The organism is Pseudoalteromonas sp. SR44-8 (assembly GCF_014163635.1).
In the GTDB taxonomy this organism is placed as follows: domain Bacteria; phylum Pseudomonadota; class Gammaproteobacteria; order Enterobacterales; family Alteromonadaceae; genus Pseudoalteromonas; species Pseudoalteromonas rhizosphaerae.
Window position 1 is genome coordinate 131,778 of the sequence record NZ_JACJDS010000007.1, and the last position, 24,417, is coordinate 156,194.

A 24,417-nucleotide genomic window follows, 5' to 3' on the forward strand; every position below is an offset into this window, starting at 1 on the left:
ATAGGGATCTGGTATATTTATTTAGGTGAATTTAAATAAAAATAATTATTAAAAATAAGGTTGTCCTGTGGTGTATAGACGCCCACCATCACGCTTTGGTGTAAATTCGTTGAGTATGAAGCTTTCGCTGTTAATTTCGGCAATTTGTTTAATTGCTGGGATCTGTGCGGCGGTGTTGATGCTAAAATCAGAAGAAAAACAATTGGTATTTGAAGAACATGAAGTTCTCAAGCATTCCAGCGAACGTCTGATCCGTCAGTTTAATACTCTGGTGAAAACCAAAATTAATATTGCGGAGCAAGCGAATAACGTCGTCTCTAGCCAATTATTCTATAATTCCTCGCAATTGCTCAGTAGCCAAAGTGCGCAGCTCAGCTTTGACCCCGATGGCAGTATTCGCAGCGCCTCTGATGATGGTTTATCTGCGGCTTTTATGCCACAAGATAAGTACTCACCTTTTTATAAAAAACTCATTAATGATTCTGAATCGTTATGGAAAATCGTAGCGCCTACCTTGATCCAAGATTTCTTTAACTTTTATTTAATCACCAAAGATAATTTTATCCGTATTGCGCCACCTAATTGGGCTCTGAATGTTCCAGGCTCTCATCAGTTTATTGATAATCAAAGTTTTAATTACGCTAAAGAAGCGCTTAATCCAACCCGTTCGGCTGTGTGGTCTAAAGTTTACTACGATAAAATTTGGCATAAATGGGTGGTGAGTTTACTGGTGCCAGTTTATCTTGAAAATGAATTTTTAGGTGTTACTGGCAGCGATTTAGCACTCGATACGCTTATTTCGCAATTACCGATCGGTGACAAGGAGCAGCACTTATTTGTTTTTGATAGCCAAGGGCAATTACTTGCTCATCCTGATCTGAATAAAAACCTTTACGAAACCTACGGTAAAGCAGGCAAACCATTACGTACTCATGATTTTGTTAATGGCGATCTACAAGAGCTGATCAATCAAACTATCAAAATGCATTTACCAGAATACGCAGACTCTTTTGTACAAGATGGTGAAACGCACATCATTAATATTCGTAAAGTTGATAATTTAGACTGGTATATTGGTATTTACAAAAAACGTTCATCAGCACTTTCAGCGCTTGAAGAGCTAAAGGTGAAGTTTTTTGGATTGTTTATTTTATATGCCATTTTAGTCGCACTGTTATTACATCAAGCACTTTACCAACTCGTTTTACGCCGTATTCATTCTTTAGTTTATGCGGTAACCAGTTTTGGCAAAGGGCACTTACAAATTGAATTTCCAAAAGAAAACAAAGATGAAATTGGTACTTTAAATGGTTCTTTTCGCGATATGGCGATTGAAATTCGTAAGCTTATTGATGGTCTGAATCAGCGTATTACAGAAAAAGAAATTGCCGAAAAAGCCGCTAACCGATTATCTAAAGCAGTTGCTTTCTCAGGCACAGGGGTAGTGATCACCGATCAAAACTTCGTGATTGAATACGTCAATCCAAAAATGTTAGAAATGACTGGGTTTGAAGAAAACCATTTTATGCAGTCACCGCTATTAAGCATTATCGCCAAAGAAATGGCTATTTTGGTTGATGACATTGATATCGATTTACGCAGCCGAAATTATTGGCGTGGCGATACTTTGATCCAAGGTTTAGATAAAAAGCCAATCTGGGTATCGCTCAGTATCTCACCAATTCGCGAAGACGGTGGCAGCATCACCAGTTATGTTGCCTCAGCACAGGATATTTCGTTTGTTAAAGAAAGCCAGCGAAAAATGGAGCAATTGGCTTATTTCGACACCTTAACAGGGCTGGCTAACCGTACTTTCTTTAGAATGCAATTACGTAAGTCAATGGCGCTTGCAGAGCGTGGCCATTATGCGTTTGCTTTATTCTATTTTGATTTAGATGAGTTTAAGCGTATTAACGACACACTTGGTCATGATGCCGGTGATCAGCTATTAGTTGAAGTTGCTAACCGTTTGAAAAAACGACTGCGTGCGGAAGATACAATTGCCCGTTTAGGTGGCGATGAGTTTGCAGTTTTACTTAGTGGTATTGAGCGTCAAGAGCATGCAATGGATGTCGCTAACACTATTCAAAAAACATTGAATGTGCCAATTATGCTTGGCAATAACGAGGTCATTATTAGTGCTAGTATTGGCATCACAATGGCACCATATGATAGCCAAGAAGAAGACCAGTTATTAAAACACGCTGATTTAGCTATGTATGAGGCCAAAGCTAAAGGGCGCAATACTTATCACTTTTATAGTCAAGAACTTGATGCCGCTGCGAATGAGCGGTTGTTTATTGAAAATGAACTGCGCTTAGCAATCAAAGCTCGGCAATTTGTGATTTTTTATCAACCACAAGTTGATAGTCGCACGCAGCATGTGGTCGGTTATGAAGCCTTGATCCGCTGGTTCCACCCAACTGAAGGGATGATCCCGCCTACCAAGTTTATCCCAATAGCTGAGGCAACAGGTTTAATAGTTGAGTTAGGTGCTTGGGTGCTACAAGAAGCGTGTGAATTTGCAGCAAGATTAGCAGCGCAAGGGCGAGAAAATAATATTTCGATTAACCTCTCTGCTCGTCAGTTTAAAGATGCTAAGTTAGTGCCGTTGTTGGCATCGATTATTAAGAAAACCAAGGTGCCGGCTAAGCAGTTACACCTGGAATTAACCGAAAGCATGCTAATGGGGAATGTGGAAGCGGCAATTTCGCAATTACATCAGTTAAAAGCGCTTGGGGTGTCAATATCGATAGATGACTTTGGCACGGGTTATTCGTCATTGAGCTACTTAAAACGTTTTCCGGTTGATATTTTAAAAGTTGATCGCTCGTTTGTTAAAGATATACCGGATGATCCAAATGACATGGAGATCACTGCGGCAATTATAGCGATGGCACAAAAGCTAAAATTGAATGTGGTAGCCGAAGGCGTTGAGACTATAGAGCAAGTGGAGTTTTTACAAAACAATAACTGCTTTATAGTGCAAGGTTATTACTACAGCCCGCCTATAGCAGAGCAAGATTTGCCAAAGCTATTTGCAAAGCTTGATGATTGAGTTAAACACATGTTTAATCTAACTCAAGTTAGTTAAAATACCAAAAGGCACCATTTAGGTGCCTTTTTGCATTAACCTATCGCGGGGATTAAACCTGCCATCTGCAGCCCTTGGGCGCTGATAATAAGCACGCCGCAAAGCGCCGCTACTGCCAGACCAAAATTACCACCACGCACTGTATAGCCGCCTTTATCGCTGCTACGCTGCTTATAAACCATTGCTACGGGTAAAAACACTGCTAGTACGACTAAAGCGATAGCTGCATAGCCAAGCGCCATAATAAAACCTTGTGGGTAAAACAATGCAAATCCTAATGGCGGGATAAAAGTAATGAGGGCTGTTTTTATCCGATCTTTATTACCATCTCCTTTTTTAAAGGCATCAGCAAAGAAATCAAATAATCCTAGGCTCACCCCTAAAAATGAGGTTGCCAGTGCTAAGTCTGCAAATAGGTTAACTGCAGTGGCAACAGCTGCGTTATTAGCGATACTGGCAATACTTGCCACAAAGCCTGGTAAGCCAGAGCTTTTTAGTAATTCAGCTTGACTCATCATACCTTGGCTGATCAACTGCCAAAAAATGTAAATAACCAGCGGTAAAGCTGCTCCGGCAATCATGACACGGCGTAAGGTTTTAATATCTAAACCAACATATTTAACGATCGATGGGATCGAACCATGAAAACCAAAAGAGGTAAATACCACAGGAATAGCTGATAAAATAAGGCCTTGTTCAATGGGCATTTCGAGTAAATGTTGGCCATGAACATACGGGGTTAACATATAAAATAAGCTCGCCAGTACCACAATTTTGATGCTAAATAACACTCGGTTTAGCTTATCGACCTTACTGGTGCCTAAGGTAACAACTGTGCCTATTACAATCGCTAGAATGATTGAACCTACTTGCGGAGCAATATCGAGGCTAAAGCCGTTATTTATTTTTTCTTGTAGTTGCGCACCACCACCTGCAATGTAAGCTGAGCAAAGCGCATAGAATAAAAACATCACCGAAAAATTAGCCAGATATTGGCCGCGTTTACCTAACCATGATTTTGCTAACGTATTTAGCGTCGCATCGCGATCAGCATGTTGATGTAATTCGAGCATTAATAATGCGGTATAAGTCATTAACGCCCATATTGAAATAATTAATGCTAATGCGGTTGTAAAGCCAAGTCCCGCAGAAGCGATTGGTAGCGCCAACATCCCTGCGCCGATAGTGGTACCTGCAACAATTAACATGCTGCCTATTGTTTTATTTTTAAGCACTTTTTGCCCCTAAAACATCGTGAGAGGCAGGCAAGATATAACTAGTTGGCACAAACTTAAATAGTTTTGTTACAAATCAAAGAAATTAAATGTAACTTATGATTTACAAGCCATCATTGTGAAGTCAGTTTTTGGTATAAAAACCCCTCTAGCAGTTGACTTATTAACCAGTTCTGCTATTTCTATAAATTCAATTTATTATTAAGAATACTATTTACATGCAACAAGTTAACCGAGCCCTAACCATGCGCCCATGGCTGAATCTATCAGTTGTGCGCCCATTGCTGCGCTGCGGTTAAGTTGTTTTTTACTAACCGCGATTTCAAAGCGGTTAGTGCTGTATCTCCTCCCTCTTTGTTATCGCCACTTTGCTAAAAGGATCCGCTTGTGAGCGTTAAAGCATCATATTTTTTAATGGTCTTAATTTGGTCAACAACGCCTTTGGGAATTGTTTGGAGCAGTGAGTCTGTTACACCAACGCTCGCGGTATTGTTACGGATGTCGATAGGATTAGTGCTGGCTGCATTAGTTGTGGCGATTGCTAATATTCGTGTCCCTTGGCACCGTCGTGCGTGTTTTTTGTATGGTTATTCGAGTATCGGCATATATGGTGGCATGCTGTTGAGTTATATGGCAGCTAAAACAGTTCCATCAGGGCTGATATCATTAATGTTTGGTCTGGCACCAATTTTATCTGGTTTATTAGCACAGCGATTACTCAACGAGCCAAAATTCAGCGTTGTTAAACTAATTGCGTTAGCATTTGCGCTATTGGGGTTATTTTTGGTAAGTGAAAAACACATGCAAGGCTCATTGATGCAAATGCAGGGTTTAGCTTACGTATTTATGGCTGTGTGCTTTTTTAGTTTAAGTGGGGTGATGATCAAGCGAATAAAAATTGCTATTCATCCAATGGCGACCACATTTGGTGCATTAGTATTTGTTACGCCCTTATTTTTTATTACTTGGTGGTTGTTCGATGGTGAGCTCAATACGAGTACGTGGACAGTAAAATCACTGTGGTCAATTGTGTATTTGGGCGTGTTTGGCTCATTGGTTGGTTCGCTTGCTTATTTTCATGTGTTACAAAAATTACCAGCTAGTACCGTGGCGCTAACCACCTTGATCACACCAAGCTTTGCGATTGGCTTAGGGGGCTGGTTAAATAATGAAGCAATTGATCAACAATTACTTATTGGCGCTGCCATCATATTACTGAGCTTAGCGGTGTTTCAGTTTGGTGATGGTTGGTTGAAAAAAAGAGCCACGTTTAAAAAGCTTAACCCTTAACAACAGTCGTCATGTAGCTAAAAGGCATTACTTCTTTTAGCTACATTTTCTCAATTTGTATCACTAAGCGGCGGTTTTTATCGCGGCCCAAAATATTATCGTTAGTCGCTACGTGACGTTTTTCACCAAAGCCTTGCGTTTCAACTTTAGTTTCATCAATTCCTAGGCTCACCATATATTCTTTGATCGCTTGAGCTCGTTTTTTAGACAGCTCTAAGTTGTTCCAACGACCACCGTAGCTATCTGTGTATGAGTCAATCGAAATAGCCGCAATCGTCGTATCGTACTTTAAATACTCAGCAATTTTATCTAAACGTTGTTTTGATGATTTAGTAAGTTTACTGGTATTTGGTTGATAATTCATAATCGTGAAGGAAATATCTTCAAAGCTGTATGGCAGTAATTCATCGCGGCATTGTAAAAATGCCCAATAGGCTTGTTTAAAATTAATGTTCGATAAGCCAACGGCAATTTTATCGGCACTATTTTGCCAGTCTTGGTAATAAAAAGTAGGTTGGTAGCCTTTTTCAAGCTCGGTCAACATTTCCCATGCCGTTTTGTTACCCAGTTCGCCGTCAAATTTTCGTAGTAATTTCATGTCAGCAATATCACGTGCTGGTAAACCTGCTCGCCAGATTGGCGGGACTGCTTTTAAACCAGCAATACTGTAATTGTCAGGACGGACAACCATATCCAAGTTAAATAGCAGGTCTTTATTTTTGCTCGCGGTAGCGCTGAAAATAGCTTCGCCATAATATGGAACTTCATGATTTAATTGGCATTGTAAGCGAGTTGTTTTTACAACTTCCCATTGTGAGTTATCTGCCGTGGCTGTGTACTGGCGCATTGCAGCGCTGGCCGTATCTGAAAGGCATGCAGTTGCAATGCTTAGACTGATAAACAGCATTGAAAGCTTCATTACGGGATCTCCAACAATTTATTACGCCAATATCTTGGCAAAAGCTGCATTTACAGAGGCTAACAGTCATCAAGGTGTCGTTAGCTAGCTCTAGTTCTAGTTAAGTAAAGCAAGTTATATGCCTAAATGTAAGTGTTAATTTAATCTGTAAAGCGCTAGCCTAGCCACTATGATTTTTGACATAATAGCCAGCTTACTCTGGCAAACCAAGAATACTATGGCAAATACTGAACAAACTCTTTTCGCAAAACGCTTTCGTGGCTTTTTCCCGGTGGTTATTGATGTTGAAACTGCAGGCTTTAATAAAGTAACCGATGCACTGTTAGAAATTGCGGTGTCAGTATTAAAAATGGATGATGAAGGCCTACTCAGTATTGATCATACTGTGCATTTTCATGTTGAGCCATTTGAAGGCGCAAACATTGAACAAGCCGCTATTGATTTTAATGGTATTGATCCTTTCTCGCCATTACGTGGCGCAGTATCTGAAGAGGAAGCGATCAAAGAAATTTGTAAAGTGGTACGTAAAGCTCAAAAAGCTGCGGGTTGTCAACGTTCAGTCATAGTGGCTCATAATGCGGCGTTCGACCATGGTTTTTTAAATGCAGCAATAGAACGTAATAATATTAAGCGTACGCCATTTCATCCGTTTGTTAGTTTTGACACAACCTCATTAGCGGGTTTGGCACTTGGTCAAACGGTACTTGCTAAAGCATGTCGTGCAGCTGGCATTGAATTTGACAACAAACAGGCTCATTCAGCATTATATGACACCGAACGTACGGCAGAGCTATATTGTTTGATAGTTAATCGTTGGCAACAGCTGGGTGGCTGGCCTTTAGCTGCAGAAGTGCCGGAAGATGCAGAGCAAGCTGGTGACAACGAAGACTCAGCCGTTAAAACGACTGAGTAATTTTACCTTCGCTCATTTTAACTAAGTGGGGCGGATAAATACGCGAAAAGTGTTTTGAATCTTTTGCGATTTTTAGCTCCACACCGGGATGCATTAACTCATTAATTTTTAAACGGCTAGTAGCTAAAAGCTGTGCTATTTTTTGTTTTACTAGATGTTTTTTACGTTTGGTGTTGGCAATACGAATATTAATTTGTTGCTCGCTGGCACTAATTTTGTCTAAAAATAATTGTCGTTTTGCTGGTGCTGGAATTTTAACTGCTTTTTTACGTGCTTGCTTTAATGCTGCGGATTTAGTGGCTAACAGTTTTTCAAAATCGGCAATTTGCAATTGTTTTTGTCTCAAGTCATGCCAATACTGCGCGATGAAAACTCGGGTTTTTGTGCCCGATGGGGCACCTAGCTCTCCGGTTTCAATTCGCATGGCATCTAAAATATTGCCGCCAATAATTTTACCGCGCGGATTATTTGCTTTACCAACGCGGATCAACCGCCGAGCACTCAAGTCACAATGTAATGCTTGTCGTTCAATAAAGAGATCTTGTTCGCTATGAATATGGCAATACTGGGCATAGCCAATTGAAATAGTCCGAGCGGCTTTAATTTTGCAAGTAAACGCTTCGTCATTTTCACGCTTACGACCAATTGCACCGAGCATAATTGTGACCGCACTGGCACTTTCGATCTGGCCTGATTCAACAAATCCCAATACCGTGATATCACCACTGGCACGCACGTGCATACCATCTTTTATATCGCCACTGATAATTACGCTGCCGTCAAAATCAACATGACCGGTGCCAATATCAACATTATCAAAACACAACACGTCATCAACGCGCATGCCACGAGGGAGGGCGACAGGCACACCTTTACAATCTGCAATCAGTACATTGGGATTAGTTGGATCGAGTTTAGTGCCTTCAAATGGTTGTAATGGTAGATCTTTACCTGGTATGGCGGGCAGCACATCACCAAATACCGTATAACCATCTTCCCCAGGAGTTGCAGCAACACGCTGCATTAGAGGAGTGCCCGGTTTTACAGTGATGATCGCGCCTAAATTGCGCATATCGACCTTACCACCTTCTTTTGCTTGTGGACTCAATACACGATCTTGTGCTGTAGCGCACAAACGTACAAATTTAGCGTCGCTGCCTTCTTTTGGTCTACGACCATGAGCAACAATCGCTCTATAGGAAACACCCGCAGGCTTGTCAAATTGCTGACCTAAAAAATTGTCCAGAGCACGAGTGCTAATGCCATGTAATACGCCAGCATCAACCAGTGCTTCGCGAGCCTTGTCAATCGACATTAAGGCCCCACCTTTAGCAGTGGTTAATGTGGCTTCAGCGACCATATTTTTTTCATCAACCTGAATGAATATCGACGCATCGAGTGCACGAGCAACAATTAAAGAATCATCCTGATAGTTTTTGCTCGGTGAGAATAACTTACCAATATTTGCACTGACTATATCGAAATCAGCGAACGGGGACTGTTCGATTAACTCAATAAGTTGCGCGCTAGTCACTGGGAAACCACTATTTTTAGGGTGCTCAAGCAGTGACACAAAACCCGTTACAGGGTTATGTATAAACAACGACATTTATCGATTTCCTATGTAATATGCCTGTTTTTATTATTTTTATTTAGATGCTTTAATTTGTATGCTGCTCGACTAAACCGTTTTTGGGTATTTTCAAACTAACACGCTGCTGAGCATAACCCCTAAGCAATGTTAAGTAAATGTTATTTTATTGTTTGGTGCAATGAAGAGGATTAACATATATTTGCATATTTAATCAGCAACGCCATAGCAATATAAAATAAAGCATAAAAGGGCCTTGAGTATCAGCGCGTTACTCGGTTATACTGGCTGCACGCTCTGAATGAGTTTACTAATTCAGGGGCTGATTAGGATTCGACGGAATTCAAGAAGCCCAAGGTGCATGTCGAGGTGCGGTTTGCCTCGTTAAAAAGCCGCAATTTAAAGTAATCGCAAACGACGATAACTACTCTCTAGCAGCTTAGGCTGGCTAGCGCTCCTTCCATGTATTCTTGTGGACTGGATTTTGGAGTGTCACCCTAACACCTGATCGCGACGGAAACCCTGGCCGGGGTTGAAGCGCTAAAACTAAGCGGCCTCGCCTTTACTTACCGTGTTTGTCCGGGACTTAAAGGTTAATTAAATGACAATACTAAACATGTAGTACCGACGGTCGAGGCTTTTCGGACGGGGGTTCAAATCCCCCCAGCTCCACCAATATCGGTTTTTAAATTCGTTGATTTAAAAACCCTAAAAAACCCACCAATTTGAGCAATCAGGTTGGTGGGTTTTTTTATGTTTAAGGCGAAGTGTTTTATTGTTTTAATAGCTCATCGCTTATTTTTATTTTATTGAAATGAGCGCTTCATTTTACTGGTGCTTTAGGTACTCGCATCTTATTTTTACTCATGTTAACGTCATTATACTCTTTTACTTGCCAAGTGATCTTACATGGAATTTTTAGCTGGCGATTTATTAACGCCGCTCAGCGTGATTGGGCTTATTATATTATCGGCTGTAACGTCGATGATTTCGGCGGCTTTTGGTGCTGGTGGCGGGTTGATGTTGTTGGTGGTGATGGCGTCATTATTGCCTATGAGTATTGTTATTCCGGTGCATGGGTTAGTGCAGCTGGGCTCAAATGCCAATAGGTTTATGCTGACTTTTAAACACCTTGATAAAAGTATGTTTGCGTACTTTTCACTCGGTGGGCTTATTGGTGCGTTTGCTGCGTCGTCTATTGTGACCCGTATTCCACTTGAATTGATGAAAATTGTCGTGGTAGGGTTTGTACTTTATTTATTGTGGGGAGTGACGCCAAAGTTGCGTGAAACCTCAGCTTTATGGCGCAGTACAGCTGGTGCTGTGACAACATTTTTATCGATGTTTGTTGGCGCAAGTGGCCCGTTAGTGGGCAGTTGTTTGTATGTTAATAATTATGAAAAGCTAAGATATACCGCTACTTTTTCCGCTTGTATGAGTGTGCAACATACTTTTAAAGCTATTTTGTATGGTTTTGTAGGTTTTTCGTTTTGGCAGTGGTTGCCTTTAGTTGCGGCAATGATCATCAGTGGTGCGCTTGGCACGTGGCTTGGTTTACAGTTATTACACCGTATTTCTGCCGAGAAGTTTAAACGTATTTTTCGGGTTGTTTTAACCTTACTTGCGCTGCAATTGGCATGGCAGGGGTTACAAGCGTTTTAGCTAACAATTTGTTAAAGCGCTATAAGTCTAGGTGTCATAGCGCTTTATAAATTCTAAGGAGTACAGGAACAAGGGCAGGCTTTTCTATTACACATCATTACAATGAGTGTTGCACTGATATTCTAAATCACACTGACTTTGGTAACGATGAATAGGCAATCACAGCGGCATCCCTGTGTGCTAGATCGGGGTGCTGTAACTTTTTACTGTATTCATCACAAAAGATGATTGCATCTCCTTTTGTTACCAATAAAGGGTCGTGAGTGAAGTTTAATAACAGCGATTGCCAGCGCTGTATTATTTCTTTTGGTGGGCTTGGCAGAACTTTTAATATTGCTTTTGATTGGGTAAATTGGCTGTTTATTGCGATGTTTAGCATGTCGTCGTTTGCGGCTCCTAGCCAGCTAGTACCGTTATCGCCAACACATAAAAGTGGCATATAAGGCGCAAGTGCTGGGCATACATCATTTCTATACACCTCAACTTTCCAATAGTTACGGGCTATTTTTACAAACTGAGTAAAATCTTTAATTGGGGTAAAGTTTGATGTCGCTAAAGGCAAAATCTCTACTCTGGGTTTATTGGCATTCACGGTGTCGTTAGAAACATCAATATACCAAGGACCAATAATAAATGCGTTTTGAAAATACTCATCCCGCAGTGAACCCCATGCTTTTTGTAAAGGATTGCCCTGTGCAATAAGACCTTTTAATAAGCTAAGCCCTGGTTTGTTTGTGTGCGGCAGTTGTGCTTGTAGTAATGTAAATACCTCGTCTCTTATTTCTCTACAGCGGCCAATTGGATAAGGTTTTTCAGCAAAGTAAGGCATATTAGGCGCAAGTGTTAAATCGGCTATTAATCTTAGTTGAGCTAAGTCAGCACATAGTAAAGTAAGCTGCTCTGAGGAAAAGTTATTATCAAGCACGTATGTTCCTTATCGTATTTATTGTAATTTTTTTAGTTGAGCTTGTGTGTAGGCGTCATCTCTAAGCCACCTTAACATGTTTGGATAACCGTTGGGGTGATCAGGTTGTTCGCACATAAACCATGAATACAACAGCGGATAGCCAAAGCCAGTATTATTGCTAAAAGCGGTTATTAAGCTAGCTGAACTGCCTTTATAACCGTGTTGATGAAATAAAACATCGGGTGCAATATTTAAGTAACAGGCTGCGGCCCATGACCATGCAATCGCGGTCATTTCTTCAGCGGCTTGGTGATCATGGTTTTTCATATCGCCGGTTAAACAGGTTCTGTTTGTCTCTGAGGTTACTGCAATATGCCCTGCTTCATGAAGGATGTCACCAGGATAGAACCCATTGACAAAATCAAGCAATAAAACGCCTTTTTCTAGCTTAAGGCCGGGTAGAAAGGTTTTTTCGTCTAAGGTTTTATACCTGTGCTTTATTCCAATATGAGTAACAAAGGCGAGAATTTTTTCAATCTCAGTGTTCATACCACTCCCTGTATTTAGCAATTACAATTGTTGCTTACAGTAATATAGCACTCTATTCTAACTAAGTTTAGTTAGCGTTAATAAATCAATTTAAGGTGTTTTGCTTGTCTAAAATCAGGCAAGAAAAAGGAGTTATTATGCAAAATGAATTGATAGCAAAAGTGCCATCTCTGCACACAACAGCGCAGAGCATACTACCTTGTTATAAAGAAACTGGGCGTTTAGGTTTATTTCAATTAAAACGAATGTGGCACAAAGCGCAATTACAAAAACAAGGTTGTGCGGATAAAAAAATAATAGAAGGCGAATGGTCGCTTGATGTCATGATCATGGATACTTTAGGCTTAGGGCTCACACCGACGATAGAATTCATTTTTTCATCGGATAGTTTTTTAACGTTCGAAAACTGGGTAGAACAGCGTTATGGCATAGCTATTTCAAATACAGTTAAAAGTAAGTTAAATGAAAAGGTAGCAGCATTTTTTCAGCAAAAAGACCCAAAACAACAAAAAATATTACTAAATCAGCCTCGTCATTATGTTTTAACGTCACAGCAGTGGCAAAGCTGGGATGATAATGGTTACGTTATTATTCCTGAGTTGGTGGAAAAAACGCTATGTGAAAACGTTTGTAATATGATTTATGAACGTTTGAATATGGATAAACACAATCCTGCTTCATGGTACCGAAATCATGATCTTAAACAAGGAGTTATGGTACAAATTTTTAATGATATAACAATGCAAGCTATTCGGAAGCAGCCTCAGGTGCGGGATGTTTTTGAGCAACTGTGGGGTAAAAGTAATTTAACTGTAAGTACTGATAGGGTTGGTTTTAACCCGCCAGAGACATTGAGTTGGCAGTTTCCCGGGCCAAATCTGCACTGGGATATTAATTTTAATAAACCGCTCACCTTTGCAACGCAAGGGTTACTGTACCTTACTGATGTTACCGCTGATCAAGGTGCGTTTAGTTGTGTTCCTGGTTTTCATAAAAAAATAGACGGCTGGCTTGCTAGCTTACCTAAAAACACCAATCCACATCATTTTAATTGCCAACAATGGCACAGTACGCCTTTGCCTGCAAAAGCGGGCAGTTTAATTGTTTGGCAACATACACTGCCGCATGGTAGTTGTCCAAATAGGACGAATAGTCCTCGAATTGTGCAATATATAAATATGAGCTCATTATAAAGCTAAGCAAAATCAAGCCTGCAGTTATTTATAAGAATAAAAATGATGCCATGTAATAACGTGTAATGTTTTTTATAACACTCCTGTGCCATGCTCAAGATAATTTAAATTAAGCTGCATTTACTAAGCCTTTTATTTTTTTATGGTTTTTTATGATGTTTGATATAAATCAAATAAATTAAAGCTATATAAAATAAATGAAAATTAAAGTTGTACCCTATAGCTTTTAAACTAAGCTCTTAACTGAATGTAGTATTAATTCCCTAATAGAATTTAGCACGATAATTGGATATCAAAGGAATACTTCAGTATGGAAGCACAAAGTTCACAGCTTACAAAGCGTTTACGGCGCGCAAAACCAATAATTTGTTATTTAAAGTCTTTACTTAAAATGCAATTAGAGTCATGTGCTAAAGCCGTTATAGTGAGTGAAAGTAGCTCAACATACCGCAACAATATACATACAGAAATCGATTTCACCCCCATCCTGTATACACTTTGTTTTAAGATTAAATACTTGCTCATTCATTCTCTTCGTTTGAGAACAAATAATGAATGATGACATACTTATTCCTGAAGTTGTTAATGCTGGTGAGAATATAGTCTCTCCAGTCATTTCGTTTGCCAAACTTGAAATTTTTTATAATGTAAAAAAGATGTCTGCCGATTTGCTTGTAGCAAAAAAATTAGAATGGGTTAGACATGTTAATACCCAGTGTTATCAGGGCGATTGGGATGTATTGCCTTTAAGAGTGCCTGTTGAACATGCTGATAAGCATGTGATTCTGCAATCTTTCGCAATTGAGTCTAGCTCAAGTTTTATTGATGGCGATCACCTTCAATATTTACCTTCTATTAGTGAGTTATTGTCAGAATTTAAATGTAATATTTTATCTGCACGGCTTATGCGCCTTTCCCCCAACTCTTTGATTAAACCCCACCGAGACCTTGGATTGAGTATTGAGCTATCAGCCCAGGCACGTATTCATATTTCTTTAGAGACATCTGAACATGTTGAATTTTTAGTGGATGATTTAAAAGTTCCAATAAGTCAGAGCAGCTGTTGGTATATAAATGCCGATGCGGAACATTCTGTAATAAATACTGGTGATACACCAAGAATCAACCTTGTCATAGACTGTAATGTTAATGAGTGGTTGTTGGATTTAATTATGAACTCTAAAGAAAAAACATATTGTAGTAAAAAAAGTAAGCTAAGGAGCTAAAGAGGTAATGAAACTTAATATTCCTAAGGGCTTAAATATAAGACCGTCAAATGCAAACGATAAGCCTTTTTTAGAAAAGCTGCATAGTTTAATGCGACAAGACTTACAGTTAATTGATGGCGAAAAAGATTTTGTAGAGTCAATTGTGGAAATGCAGTTTAAAGCTCAAACCCAAGGGTATGGAGATAAGTTCCCCAATGCAATGTACTTTATTATTGAAAAACATCATGAAGCAATCGGTAAGGCAACCATTGATTTTGGCCCAAATGAAATTCGTATCGTCGATATTGGCTTTTTACCAAGTGCGAGAGGGCATGGTTTTGGCTCAGCGATAATTCAATCGTTTCAAAGTGCCGCATTACAATCTGGTGCACCTTTAACACTGACCGTTGAGCAACATAATTTTGCTGCAAAGCGTTTATATCAAAAGCTAGGCTTTAAAATTGAATCAATTAAGGCTCCTTATGAGTTACTAATTTGGTATCCGCCAGCTTTTAGGAATATAGCTTTAGGTTAATTTAAAAAGAGGGGTAATGAACGAAAGGTAATAAAGCGCCTCGCTTGATCATTGGTATTAATAACTGTTTTTTAGTTAACAAGAGCGAGTCTAACTTAATGAGCAAAGGAGCAAGTGTTGTGAAACTAACTAGTAGTTTATTTGAAGACTTAATCGGTCAGGATGTTGAAGTTTTTACGGCCGATGGCAAGCATAAGCTAAACGAGTTGCAAGTTGATGCTATTGATGAGTGCAAGCTAAACAGTAATGAATTCGAAGGATTTTCTGTAACGTTAACCGCCAAATCAAATTTTCCGCTTACTGATGATACGTATACATTAAAGCATCAAAAGTTGGGTGAAATGCCACTGTTTTTATCTGCATACGAAAAAGATAAGTATCAAATAATTATCAGCATAAAAAAAGAAGCATAAAGGAGTTTAATAATGTCAGAACCCTATATTGGACAGGTTACCCTCTATGGCTACAATTGGGCACCTAAAAATTGGTCTTTATGTAACGGTCAGCTAATTCAAATTAGCCAAAATCCAGCGCTTTATTCTCTCACCGGCACCGCGTATGGTGGTGATGGTAGAACAACCTTTGGTTTACCAGACTTTCGTGGCAGAGTGCCAGTGGGGCTTGGTGACTTAGGAAACGCTAGTTACGATAGAGGCAATGCTGGTGGCGCTGAAAACGTAACGTTAACCTTAGTAAATATCGCTCATACCCACGACGTGCAAGCAAGTACGAAAACGGCTAACTCTCCACTTGCTAATATTCCGGGACCAAACCAAATGGCGACGCAGACGGCAGAGCCTATATATGCCGCAGCTACAAGTTTGGTAAATACCTCAGACTCCACGGTATCAAGCATTGGCGGCGGTCAGAGCCACAATAATATGCAACCTAGCTTATCTCTTAACTTTGCCATTGCACTCACTGGCATTTATCCGAGCCGAAACTAAGGAGGTCGTAAATGGAAGGGTTTATTGGACAGATAACGATGTTTGCCGGCAATTACTCGCCGTTTAAATGGGCGTTTTGCTACGGACAGATCACCGCAATTCCAGGGAATGAAGCGTTATTCTCTTTGCTTGGGAATACTTATGGTGGAGATGGTAGAAGTAGTTTTGGGTTTCCTGATATGCGAGGTCGGTTACCTATGGGGTTCGGCAGTGGTCCCGGATTAACGCCAACACAGATAGGAACAATGAAAGGGGTAGAAACGGTCACCTTAGATATCAGTCAAATACCATCGCATAGCCATAATTTTCAGGTAAGTAACAACGCCGCTACGGGTACAAACCCTGCTGGGCAAGTGTTGGGTAAAGCTGATATTTACTGTGAACCAGCAACGGCCCAGCACAATGATGGCCCTTCAGCTATGTATAACGGCATTATTGCCTCTGCGGGAAGCAATCATGCTCATGAAAACAAAATGCCTAGCCTTGGGGTTAATTTTATCATATGTCTAAATGGCATATATCCACCTAGAAATTAAGGAGAAGAATAATGGCTGATTGTTTTTTAGGTGAAGTTCGAATGTTTGTATGCAATTTTACACCAGAGTGGTGGACCAGTTGTGAAGGACAGCTACTACCTATATCGCAAAATTCAGCACTTTTTGCGGTAATAGGCTGTAACTTTGGCGGTGATTGTCGCACCACCATGGGGGTACCAAATTTACAATGTAGAGTTCCGATGGGGACGGGGACAAGTCCAGGCCTGACACCAAATATGTTAACTGAAAAGCAAGGCGCAAATGAAGTTGTGTTACATGAGTCGAACTTACCTGCTCATACCCATACTCTTAATGGTACGACTTCATTAGGCGGAACGGTTGGTACGGGGCAGGGGAATCTACTCGCTCAGTCTGCAACTGGTACTATTTATGATAACGCTCCTAATGCGCAAGAGCAGATAGCGATGGATTATGCTGCGCTTGGTACCAATGGCATGGCAAATGCTGGACATGAAAACCGCCAGCCATTTTTGGCGATTCAGTTTGCATTGGCACTAGATGGTACATTTCCACCAAGGAACTAGCTTAGTAAGGCGCAAAGAATTGGTAAGAGATTGGCTTGTTGTTGGTGCTGATCCTTACTAATACTTATATTTTATGGTGGTAATTGAGTGTCATTATAGCTTTTAAATTAGTAACTTATTGTGGTGTTTGTAAGAGTGGTAACCAATGTGTAAAAAAGAAGTTTGTCAGCTTTTTTATCTAATAAAGTTAAAGCTGGTGCTGTGCTTTATATTTGTTGTTTTATCTATTGGTACGACGAATGCACAGGGAATTGAGTTTGTTAATTTTGGCAACAAGATAAAACTTGAACAGAGCAGCGCTGAACCTAAGAGTGTTTATAAGTTTGCTAATTCAGAACAATTGGTAGAGCTGAGTAACAAAATAATCATAAAAATAAAGGCTGGGATGGGCGGTGGCGTTACAAACGTCTTAAAACAAAAAATAGAGGTGGGTCAGCTAGCCACCTTTGGGCCCTTTGCAGAGCACGAGTTTATGGTGGTATCGCTAAAAGACGCGTCTGTAAAGCGCTTGACTGATGCACTAGCGATTGCCATTGGTTTGGAGGGGGTAATATATGCTCAACCAGATATTTTACAAATAAAAAGTAAGCTCGAAGTTGAAAATCATAACGCTGCGCAATGGTTAACAAAAACCTTGTCGCAATCAGATTCTATGAAAAGCTTACCTTTTCGTTTATTTCAGTTAGAGAAATGGCAAAAACAACTACAACAATCGACTCAAGGCGAGGGAGTAACAATCGTTGTTATCGATGATGGCTTTGATTTAAAACATGAGGCCTTAAGTAAAACTAAGGTATTACTCACCTACGATATAGAAAGACGAGTCAAGGACGTACAGCCGCAAAGCCGCTTTGATAAACATGGTACTAAGGTAGTCGGAGTGATCTTTGCCAGAGCAACCAACTTGCTGCCAGCTGAAATGGCGGGTCTTGCAATCGACGCCGGGCTTATTGCAATAAGGCAAACAAGAAGCTGGACAAGCCATACATTGGAGTCGTTACATATCGCGCAACTGGCGCAAGCCGACATTGTTAACATGAGTTGGCAAACGCAGTTGCTATTAGAACCAATAAAAGATGCCATTGATGGCCTAGCACAAACCGGCCGAGGCGGTAAAGGAACCTTAGTGGTATTAGCCGCTGGAAACAGCGGGAAGATGATTAAAGCAAATAGTACAGAGGCGAGTATTGCGTCTGCGGTGGTGGTGGGCGCAATAAATAGCAGCGGTATGCCGGCAAGTTTTAGCGACTTTGGTAAATCGGTTAGTGCTTGGATGCCAGGTTACAGTGCTAGGGGTATCGCAAGAAATAATGCATACAGTGGTTTTGGTGGTACTTCTTACGCAGCGGCATATTGCACGGGCATGATTGCACTGCTGTTGGCCGCTGAACCCGAACTAACGGCAAGTAAAGTCAAACAAAAGCTGGCTCAAGTGTCTGGTTTAGCGTTGGACAACCAGAGTAAGTAAAGTAATTAAACGGCTGTGTTAGCTACTTATAACACAACAATTTGGATAAAGGTCGTTCCTACCTTGGAAGTGAGCTTCTGGGTATAAAATGTGGATAAAACTATGGATGCAGAACATAACAGCGCAATGGTATTTACGTACAGTAAACTACAAACCCATATTAAGGCCGCATTGCTATGCAGTGCTGCTATTCAGTTGCCTATGGCGGTGGCTTCATCAACGCTAGCAAATGCAGAGACATTACAGGGCGGGGCGGCTCATACCGCTGTTAATCAGCAAGCGCTAGAGTACGTGCAGTCAAGGTTGACTAGCAAAGCCATTACGGTCACGCGCGATCCAAATTGGGGGCGGCTTGAGTTTTTGCAGTGTACGGGTATGATCCCATCGTGTTCCATTTTCACGGATGAGGCCTCGTGTAATGATACGGCCGGGCTTTGTAATTGGGATCCTGGAACACCTAGTAATACTTCTCCATCCTTTAACAGCGACCCATCTACTAACTTTGCAGAAAATGGCACGGGCACAGTGCTTGATGTTAATGCTGACAATGGGGATAGCGGTAGCAATGACGTAGGGATCACTTACACTTTATCTGGTACAGACGCTTCGCAGTTCACTATTAACTCAAGCTCTGGTGTCATCACGTTTAAGACTGCACCGGACTATGAATCGCCGGGAGACAGCGGCGGCGACAATATTTATAATATTATCGTTACTGCCAATGATGGTGGAAGTAGCAACAACACGGCTACACAAAATATTACCATCACGGTGACAGATATCGATGAGGTTGCACCTACGTTAGATGGTGGAAACTCAACACCGAATGACAATGCGACAGGGGTCACGGGAAGTAGTAATATTACTATTGACTTCAACGAAAATATAGCCCTTGGAACGGGTAGCATTACTATTCGTGACGTAAGTGGTAGTAGTGATTTTGAAGTGTTTGATGTCGCGACAGAAAGCGACGGTACGACGACTAGCCCAAGTGCAGGTCGTATTGGCATTACAAATGATAAAATTTACATTAACCCAACCAATAACTTAAGCGGCAACCGTAACTACGCCATTCGCATTGATGCAACAGCAGTAGATGATGCAGCTGGCAATAGTTTTGCTGGCATTAGTGATGATACTACCTTTAACTTCACTACTGCGAATACTGCGCCTGAGGTAGACCTTGACTCCACCTCGGGGAGTGACAATAGCAGCGCCTCTTTCTCTGAAGGCGGCAGTGCGGTAAGTATCGCTAGTAATGCTGCTGTTACAGAAGCCGATGGCGACACTATTTCCACCATAACCATTAGCTTGACCAATGACCAAGATGGCGCATTGGAGGGGCTAAATGTATCGGCTGCGGCGCAAAATGCGCTAAGTGGTGTTTCTGGTGCTGCAGATATTACGTTGAATGACACCATTTCCATTACAGGGGCAACGGCCACCGCTGCTGAAGTAGCAAGTTTCCTTCAGGCGGTAACCTATAACAATACCTCTAGCTCACCTAATGAAACCGCTAGAACGGTGACAGTGGTAATTAATGATGGCACTGAAAATAGTGTAAGTCGTACAGCGACAATTTCGGTTGCTAATATTACTTCAGCGAGTTCTGCCGCTGCTGGATTTAGTACCTTAAACGGTATAAATTTAAGCCCAGCAATTACATTTAGTGACGATAATGAAACATTAAATATTAACAATGCAGCGCATATTACAGGGTCAACGGCTGATGGCGGCGGCGGTACCGATACAATCAGTGTTGTTACCGGGAGCGACTTAACTGGGTTCACAAGCTTAACGGGTTTTGAAACCTTAACGCCATATAACAATGGTTCATTGACATTAAGTGAAACGCAGCATGACAGTTTCACTACTATAAATGGCAATGGTACAAATCAATTTACTATCGCTAGTGCCAATGGCGATCAAGCGCTCACTGGCGACACTGATATTGAAACCTATGTGCTTGGCACAGCGATGACCTTTACGCTTGGTAGCGCAGCGCAAAATGTAACTGGCAGCAGCGCAGATGATACCGTTAATATTAATGCCTTCACGGTAACAGGTACATTGAACGGCGCTGCGGGTACCGATATATTGCAGGCTGGCACTGGTGCTGATCTTAGTGGTGCAACAATATCTGCCTTTGAATCATTAACACTTGCCAGTGGTGCGAGTGTATTGATGACTGAGGCGCAGCACGATAGTTTTACAACGTTTACAGCACCAGGCACAGAAACGATAACTATTAGCTCAGCAACGGATGGACTAACAGGCAACAGTGCGATTGAAACGTATGTTTTATCTGCACCAAATGCATTCACCCTTGGCGCTGCAGGGCAAAATCTTACGGGTAGCACCGGCGACGATACTCTCAATATTGGCTCAGTTAGCGCAACCGGTATTTTAGCGGGCAACACCGGCACTGATACGTTATCTATTGGTAGTGGTGGCAGTATTTCTGGCGCCACAATTAGCGGCTTTGAAAACTTGACGGTAGCAAGTGGCGGTTCAGCAAGTATTGCTGCATCACAGCTAGCATTGTTCTCAGGCACTGTATCAGGCAGTGGTAATGAGACGCTAGATATTTTAGGTGATGGTAATTTCGCTACAGTATCAGCAATTGAAAGCTACACATTAAATGACGATAGCACGAACGCGCGTACAGTATCTATTAGCGCCGCGGGGCACTCAGTAACAGCTAGCTCGGTAACTGATGCCATTACTTTTGACATTGGCACACTAGCTTATACGGGAACAATTACCGGCGAAAATAGTGTTGCTGATACATTGTCTATGAGTAGCGGCGCAAACATTAGTAATGCCACGATTAGTAATGTGACTAATTTAACACTTGCTTCGGGTGCGTCAGTATCTATGACGGCCAGCCAGCATGGCAGTTTTACGGGCACCATAACAGCGCCAGGTTCAGAAACGATTATTATCACCGGTGATGGTGATTTCACAACCTTAACTGGTATTGAAAGCTACGATGTAGCTGATGACAGTACAAATACCAGAACAATCACCGTATCAACAGGGACCACTAATGTTACGGCTGGTTCATCAACCGACGCCATAATTTTTGCAATTGGTAACAGTGCATACACGGGCACGTTAATTGGCGAGAATAGTGTTGCCGACCAAGTACAAGTAACTGATGGTGCAGACATTAGCGGCGGTGGATTTTTAAATATAGGCACTCTTTCGTTAGCTAGTGGCGCAACAGTGGCTATTGATGCCGCTAATATTGGTAATTTTAGCACTGCTATAACGGGTAGTGCGGGCACTGAAACACTGAAACTTATGGATGGTGGGGCGTTTGATTTCACCAGTACCTCAGTGTCTGCTGTTGAAGGCGTGGCAATAGGAACTGACAATAATGCCACGATAACCTTGACTGACAACTTTAATGCCAATGGTCAAGCAGTATCAGTGTCAAATGCGAGTGGCGGTGAAATTACAGCAGCCCTATCAATAAATGCTTCAGCCTTTGCCAGTGACATGTTGACGATTACAGCCAGCAATTTCAATGGCGATGATACTATTGTTGGCGGTAGCGGCGCAGATACCATCCGCCCAGGCGGTGGTACTGATTCGATGACGGGCAATGCAGGTAACGATAATTTTGTCGGCAGTGCATCACAATTATCAGGGGATACCATCACCGATCTAGCCGTAGGTGATACCTTAACGATTACTGGCGTGACAGGGCTTTCAAGTGCAAATGTGCGATTTAATGGCACTAGCACATTAGAAGTTGATACAGATGCCACCGATTTTAATATTTCTGAGCTTACGCTCTCATTAAGTAATTCACCAGGCTCAAGTTTAGCTTTTAGCGTTGCTGAAAGTGGTAGCGATACCATAATAACTTTTGTTGAGCCAAATAGCGCCCCCGTATTTAGTAGTTTGAATGGCGGTGCAACCTTCATTGAAAATGGCTCTGCAATTGTTATCGACTCAGATGTGACTATCGCTGATACTGAGCTCGATGCCCTTAATGGCGCGATGGGTAATTATAATAATGCCAGTTTAACTATTAGTCGAAACGGTGGGGCAAGTACTGAAGATGTTTTTGCGAACAATAACTTATTGGGCGCGCTAATTGAGGGCAATACGTTTACTTATAATTCGACCACAGTCGGAACGGTAACGACTAACTCCTCAGGTACCTTGGTACTGACCTTTAATGCTAATGCTACATCTGCAATTGTTGACTCAGTTTTACAAAGCATTACCTATCAAAATAGTTCCGAATCTCCATCATCATCAGTGACTTTGGATTATGTCTTTAATGATGGGATAGCAAACAGCGCGGGTACAAATCAAGCGATAGTGAATATTACTGGGCAAAATGATGCCCCAACGGATATTTCACTTTCATCGGCAAGTATAAATCAATCATCAACTGGACCTGGTGCTAATATAGGGGCGCTCACTACCTCAGATGTAGATACCACCGACAGTCATAGTTATACGTTTGTAAGCTCAGGCGCAAGTGTAAACGGTACATGTAGCGCTGACACAAACAATAGCAGTTTTCAGATCAGTGGCACCTTAATTCAGACGCAAGCTGCACTTAGTGCAGGAAGTTACATTGTGTGCGTACAAAGTAACGATGCAACAACAACTTTTCAAAAAGCGTTTACTATAACGGTAAATGATAATGTTGCGCCAAGTGCGCCATCTACCCCTGATTTAAATGCGGCTGCTGATTCAGGGTTATCTACTACGGATAATATTACCAACGATACCACGCCAACATTTAGTGGCACTGCTGAGAGCGGTTCAACAGTTAGTCTTTACAGCGACCAAGTTGGTGCTGGAGCAACTGTAATCGGGTCTGGCATAGCGACCGATGGCAATTGGCAAATTACCACTAGCACTTTAACTGCCGGTTTAGACCATGCTATTTCAGCAAAAGCAACAGACTCAGCAAGTAATGTAAGTAGTAGCTCAAGCGCACTTACAGTGACAATTGACACAACCGCGCCGAGCGCACCGAGCGCAGCCGATCTAACAGCAGCCAGTGATAGTGGTTCTTCGAGTACAGATAATATAACCAATAATACAACACCCACTTTTACAGGTACAGGCACCACAGGCGACACTATTACTCTTATTTCAAGTGTTGATGGCTCAATAGGCAGTACTGTTGTTAGTGGTGGGGTGTGGAGTATCACCGTGGGCTCAGCAATGACGAGTGGCTCGCATACTATTGTGGCACGCGCGACGGACTCTGCTGGTAATATTACCAATGGAACGAGTACTACAATAACCATTGATACTAACGTGAGTGCACCGAGTATTACCACCCCGATTGAAGTAGATGGTCGGATCAATGCTGTGGAAGATGCGCATGTGCTTATACAAGGTCGCGGCGCTGACTCTGGCGCTACGGTTAATGTGACCATCAGCGATGGTTCGAATAACTTATCACGGACTGTGACGGCCGATGGCTCTGGGGCATGGACTATCAGTGGTAGTGAGTTTGATGTCAGCAGCTTTAATGATGGCACGCTCACCGTCAGCGCCACACAAAGCGATGCGGCGGGTAATACTTCAAGCGCAGCCAGCACCGCGGTGATTTTAGATAACGCAGCACCGAGTGCCTTGACGATCGCCACCCCGATTGAGGTTGATGGTCGGATCAATGCTGTAGAAGATGGCAGTGTATTGATCACCGGCTCTGGCGCAGAAGCCAATGCCAGTGTCAGTGTGACTATCAGCGATGGTTCGAATAACCAATCGCGTACTGTGACGGCTGATGGCTCTGGGGCATGGACTATCAGTGGTAGTGAGTTTGATGTCAGCAGCTTTAA

Annotated in this window: 18 protein-coding genes and 1 other RNA gene; 14 read left to right on the top strand and 5 right to left on the bottom strand. The window is 41.7% G+C overall.

Annotation, left to right across the window (positions count from 1 at the left end):
• Positions 1 to 67 precede the first annotated feature (67 nt).
• Positions 68 to 3,058 carry an EAL domain-containing protein gene (locus H5183_RS05190; RefSeq protein WP_145237174.1) on the top strand — a complete coding sequence of 997 codons (2,991 nt, stop codon included), beginning with the start codon at positions 68 to 70 and terminating at the stop codon, positions 3,056 to 3,058.
• A gap of 71 nt (positions 3,059 to 3,129) precedes the next feature.
• Here the strand turns inward: H5183_RS05190 and H5183_RS05195 are convergent, their stop codons facing one another.
• Positions 3,130 to 4,329 (bottom strand): aromatic amino acid transport family protein, encoded by a 1,200-nt coding sequence (locus H5183_RS05195; protein WP_145237171.1) that lies wholly within the window; start codon positions 4,327 to 4,329, stop codon positions 3,130 to 3,132.
• 387 nt (positions 4,330 to 4,716) lie between these two features.
• On the opposite strand from H5183_RS05195, the gene H5183_RS05200 reads away from it, so the two are divergent.
• On the top strand, positions 4,717 to 5,619 hold the full coding sequence (locus H5183_RS05200) for a DMT family transporter (RefSeq protein ID WP_145237168.1): 903 nt from the start codon (positions 4,717 to 4,719) through the stop codon (positions 5,617 to 5,619).
• Between the two features lie 40 nt (positions 5,620 to 5,659).
• Here the strand turns inward: H5183_RS05200 and H5183_RS05205 are convergent, their stop codons facing one another.
• Positions 5,660 to 6,538 (bottom strand): OmpA family protein, encoded by an 879-nt coding sequence (locus tag H5183_RS05205; protein WP_145237165.1) that lies wholly within the window; start codon positions 6,536 to 6,538, stop codon positions 5,660 to 5,662.
• A gap of 217 nt (positions 6,539 to 6,755) precedes the next feature.
• Here H5183_RS05205 and rnt point away from each other — a divergent pair, with 217 nt between their 5' ends.
• Entirely contained in the window at positions 6,756 to 7,451 is a 696-nt protein-coding gene (gene rnt / locus H5183_RS05210) for a ribonuclease T (RefSeq protein WP_145237162.1), read from the top strand.
• Here the strand turns inward: rnt and H5183_RS05215 are convergent.
• Entirely contained in the window at positions 7,435 to 9,060 is a 1,626-nt protein-coding gene (locus H5183_RS05215) for a DUF342 domain-containing protein (protein WP_145237159.1), read from the bottom strand. The two genes, rnt and H5183_RS05215, sit on opposite strands and share 17 nt — an antisense overlap.
• Before the next feature lie 300 nt (positions 9,061 to 9,360).
• On the opposite strand from H5183_RS05215, the gene ssrA reads away from it, so the two are divergent.
• Together ssrA and H5183_RS05225 are read left to right on the top strand one after the other, a co-directional pair.
• Positions 9,361 to 9,717, top strand: a transfer-messenger RNA (tmRNA) gene (gene ssrA, locus H5183_RS05220).
• A 234-nt stretch (positions 9,718 to 9,951) separates the two neighbouring features.
• Entirely contained in the window at positions 9,952 to 10,704 is a 753-nt protein-coding gene (locus H5183_RS05225; protein ID WP_182731101.1) for a sulfite exporter TauE/SafE family protein, read from the top strand.
• A 127-nt stretch (positions 10,705 to 10,831) separates the two neighbouring features.
• Here the strand turns inward: H5183_RS05225 and H5183_RS05230 are convergent, their stop codons facing one another.
• A complete protein-coding gene (locus H5183_RS05230; RefSeq protein ID WP_182731102.1) occupies positions 10,832 to 11,629 on the bottom strand; it encodes a hypothetical protein in 798 nt (265 codons plus the stop codon).
• Between the two features lie 18 nt (positions 11,630 to 11,647).
• A complete protein-coding gene (locus H5183_RS05235) occupies positions 11,648 to 12,160 on the bottom strand; it encodes a hypothetical protein (RefSeq protein WP_182731103.1) in 513 nt (170 codons plus the stop codon).
• A gap of 137 nt (positions 12,161 to 12,297) precedes the next feature.
• Between H5183_RS05235 and H5183_RS05240 the strand changes: the two genes are divergently transcribed.
• The 9 genes from H5183_RS05240 to H5183_RS05280 all read left to right on the top strand — a co-directional run.
• Positions 12,298 to 13,353 (top strand): phytanoyl-CoA dioxygenase family protein, encoded by a 1,056-nt coding sequence (locus tag H5183_RS05240; protein ID WP_145242935.1) that lies wholly within the window; start codon positions 12,298 to 12,300, stop codon positions 13,351 to 13,353.
• Between the two features lie 551 nt (positions 13,354 to 13,904).
• The gene (locus H5183_RS05245; protein ID WP_182731104.1) at positions 13,905 to 14,579 is read left to right on the top strand and encodes an aspartyl/asparaginyl beta-hydroxylase domain-containing protein; all 675 of its coding nucleotides are present in this window, start codon (positions 13,905 to 13,907) and stop codon (positions 14,577 to 14,579) included.
• Between the two features lie 7 nt (positions 14,580 to 14,586).
• Positions 14,587 to 15,096: a GNAT family N-acetyltransferase gene (locus H5183_RS05250; RefSeq protein WP_182731105.1), complete on the top strand. Its 510-nt coding sequence runs from the start codon at positions 14,587 to 14,589 to the stop codon at positions 15,094 to 15,096.
• Between the two features lie 119 nt (positions 15,097 to 15,215).
• Positions 15,216 to 15,509, top strand: a complete 294-nt coding sequence (locus H5183_RS05255) for a DUF6916 family protein (RefSeq protein WP_223192109.1) — start codon at positions 15,216 to 15,218, stop codon at positions 15,507 to 15,509.
• Positions 15,510 to 15,521: 12 nt separating this feature from the next.
• Positions 15,522 to 16,043 carry a phage tail protein gene (locus H5183_RS05260; protein WP_182731106.1) on the top strand — a complete coding sequence of 174 codons (522 nt, stop codon included), beginning with the start codon at positions 15,522 to 15,524 and terminating at the stop codon, positions 16,041 to 16,043.
• A gap of 11 nt (positions 16,044 to 16,054) precedes the next feature.
• Positions 16,055 to 16,579 (top strand): phage tail protein, encoded by a 525-nt coding sequence (locus H5183_RS05265; protein ID WP_182731107.1) that lies wholly within the window; start codon positions 16,055 to 16,057, stop codon positions 16,577 to 16,579.
• Positions 16,580 to 16,590: 11 nt separating this feature from the next.
• On the top strand, positions 16,591 to 17,124 hold the full coding sequence (locus H5183_RS05270; RefSeq protein ID WP_182731108.1) for a phage tail protein: 534 nt from the start codon (positions 16,591 to 16,593) through the stop codon (positions 17,122 to 17,124).
• A 145-nt stretch (positions 17,125 to 17,269) separates the two neighbouring features.
• Complete coding sequence (locus H5183_RS05275; protein WP_182731109.1) at positions 17,270 to 18,592, top strand: S8 family serine peptidase; 1,323 nt, start codon at positions 17,270 to 17,272, stop codon at positions 18,590 to 18,592.
• 102 nt (positions 18,593 to 18,694) lie between these two features.
• Positions 18,695 to 24,417 (top strand): S-layer family protein (locus H5183_RS05280; protein WP_182731110.1); only part of this gene is annotated, 5,723 nt, incomplete at its 3' end.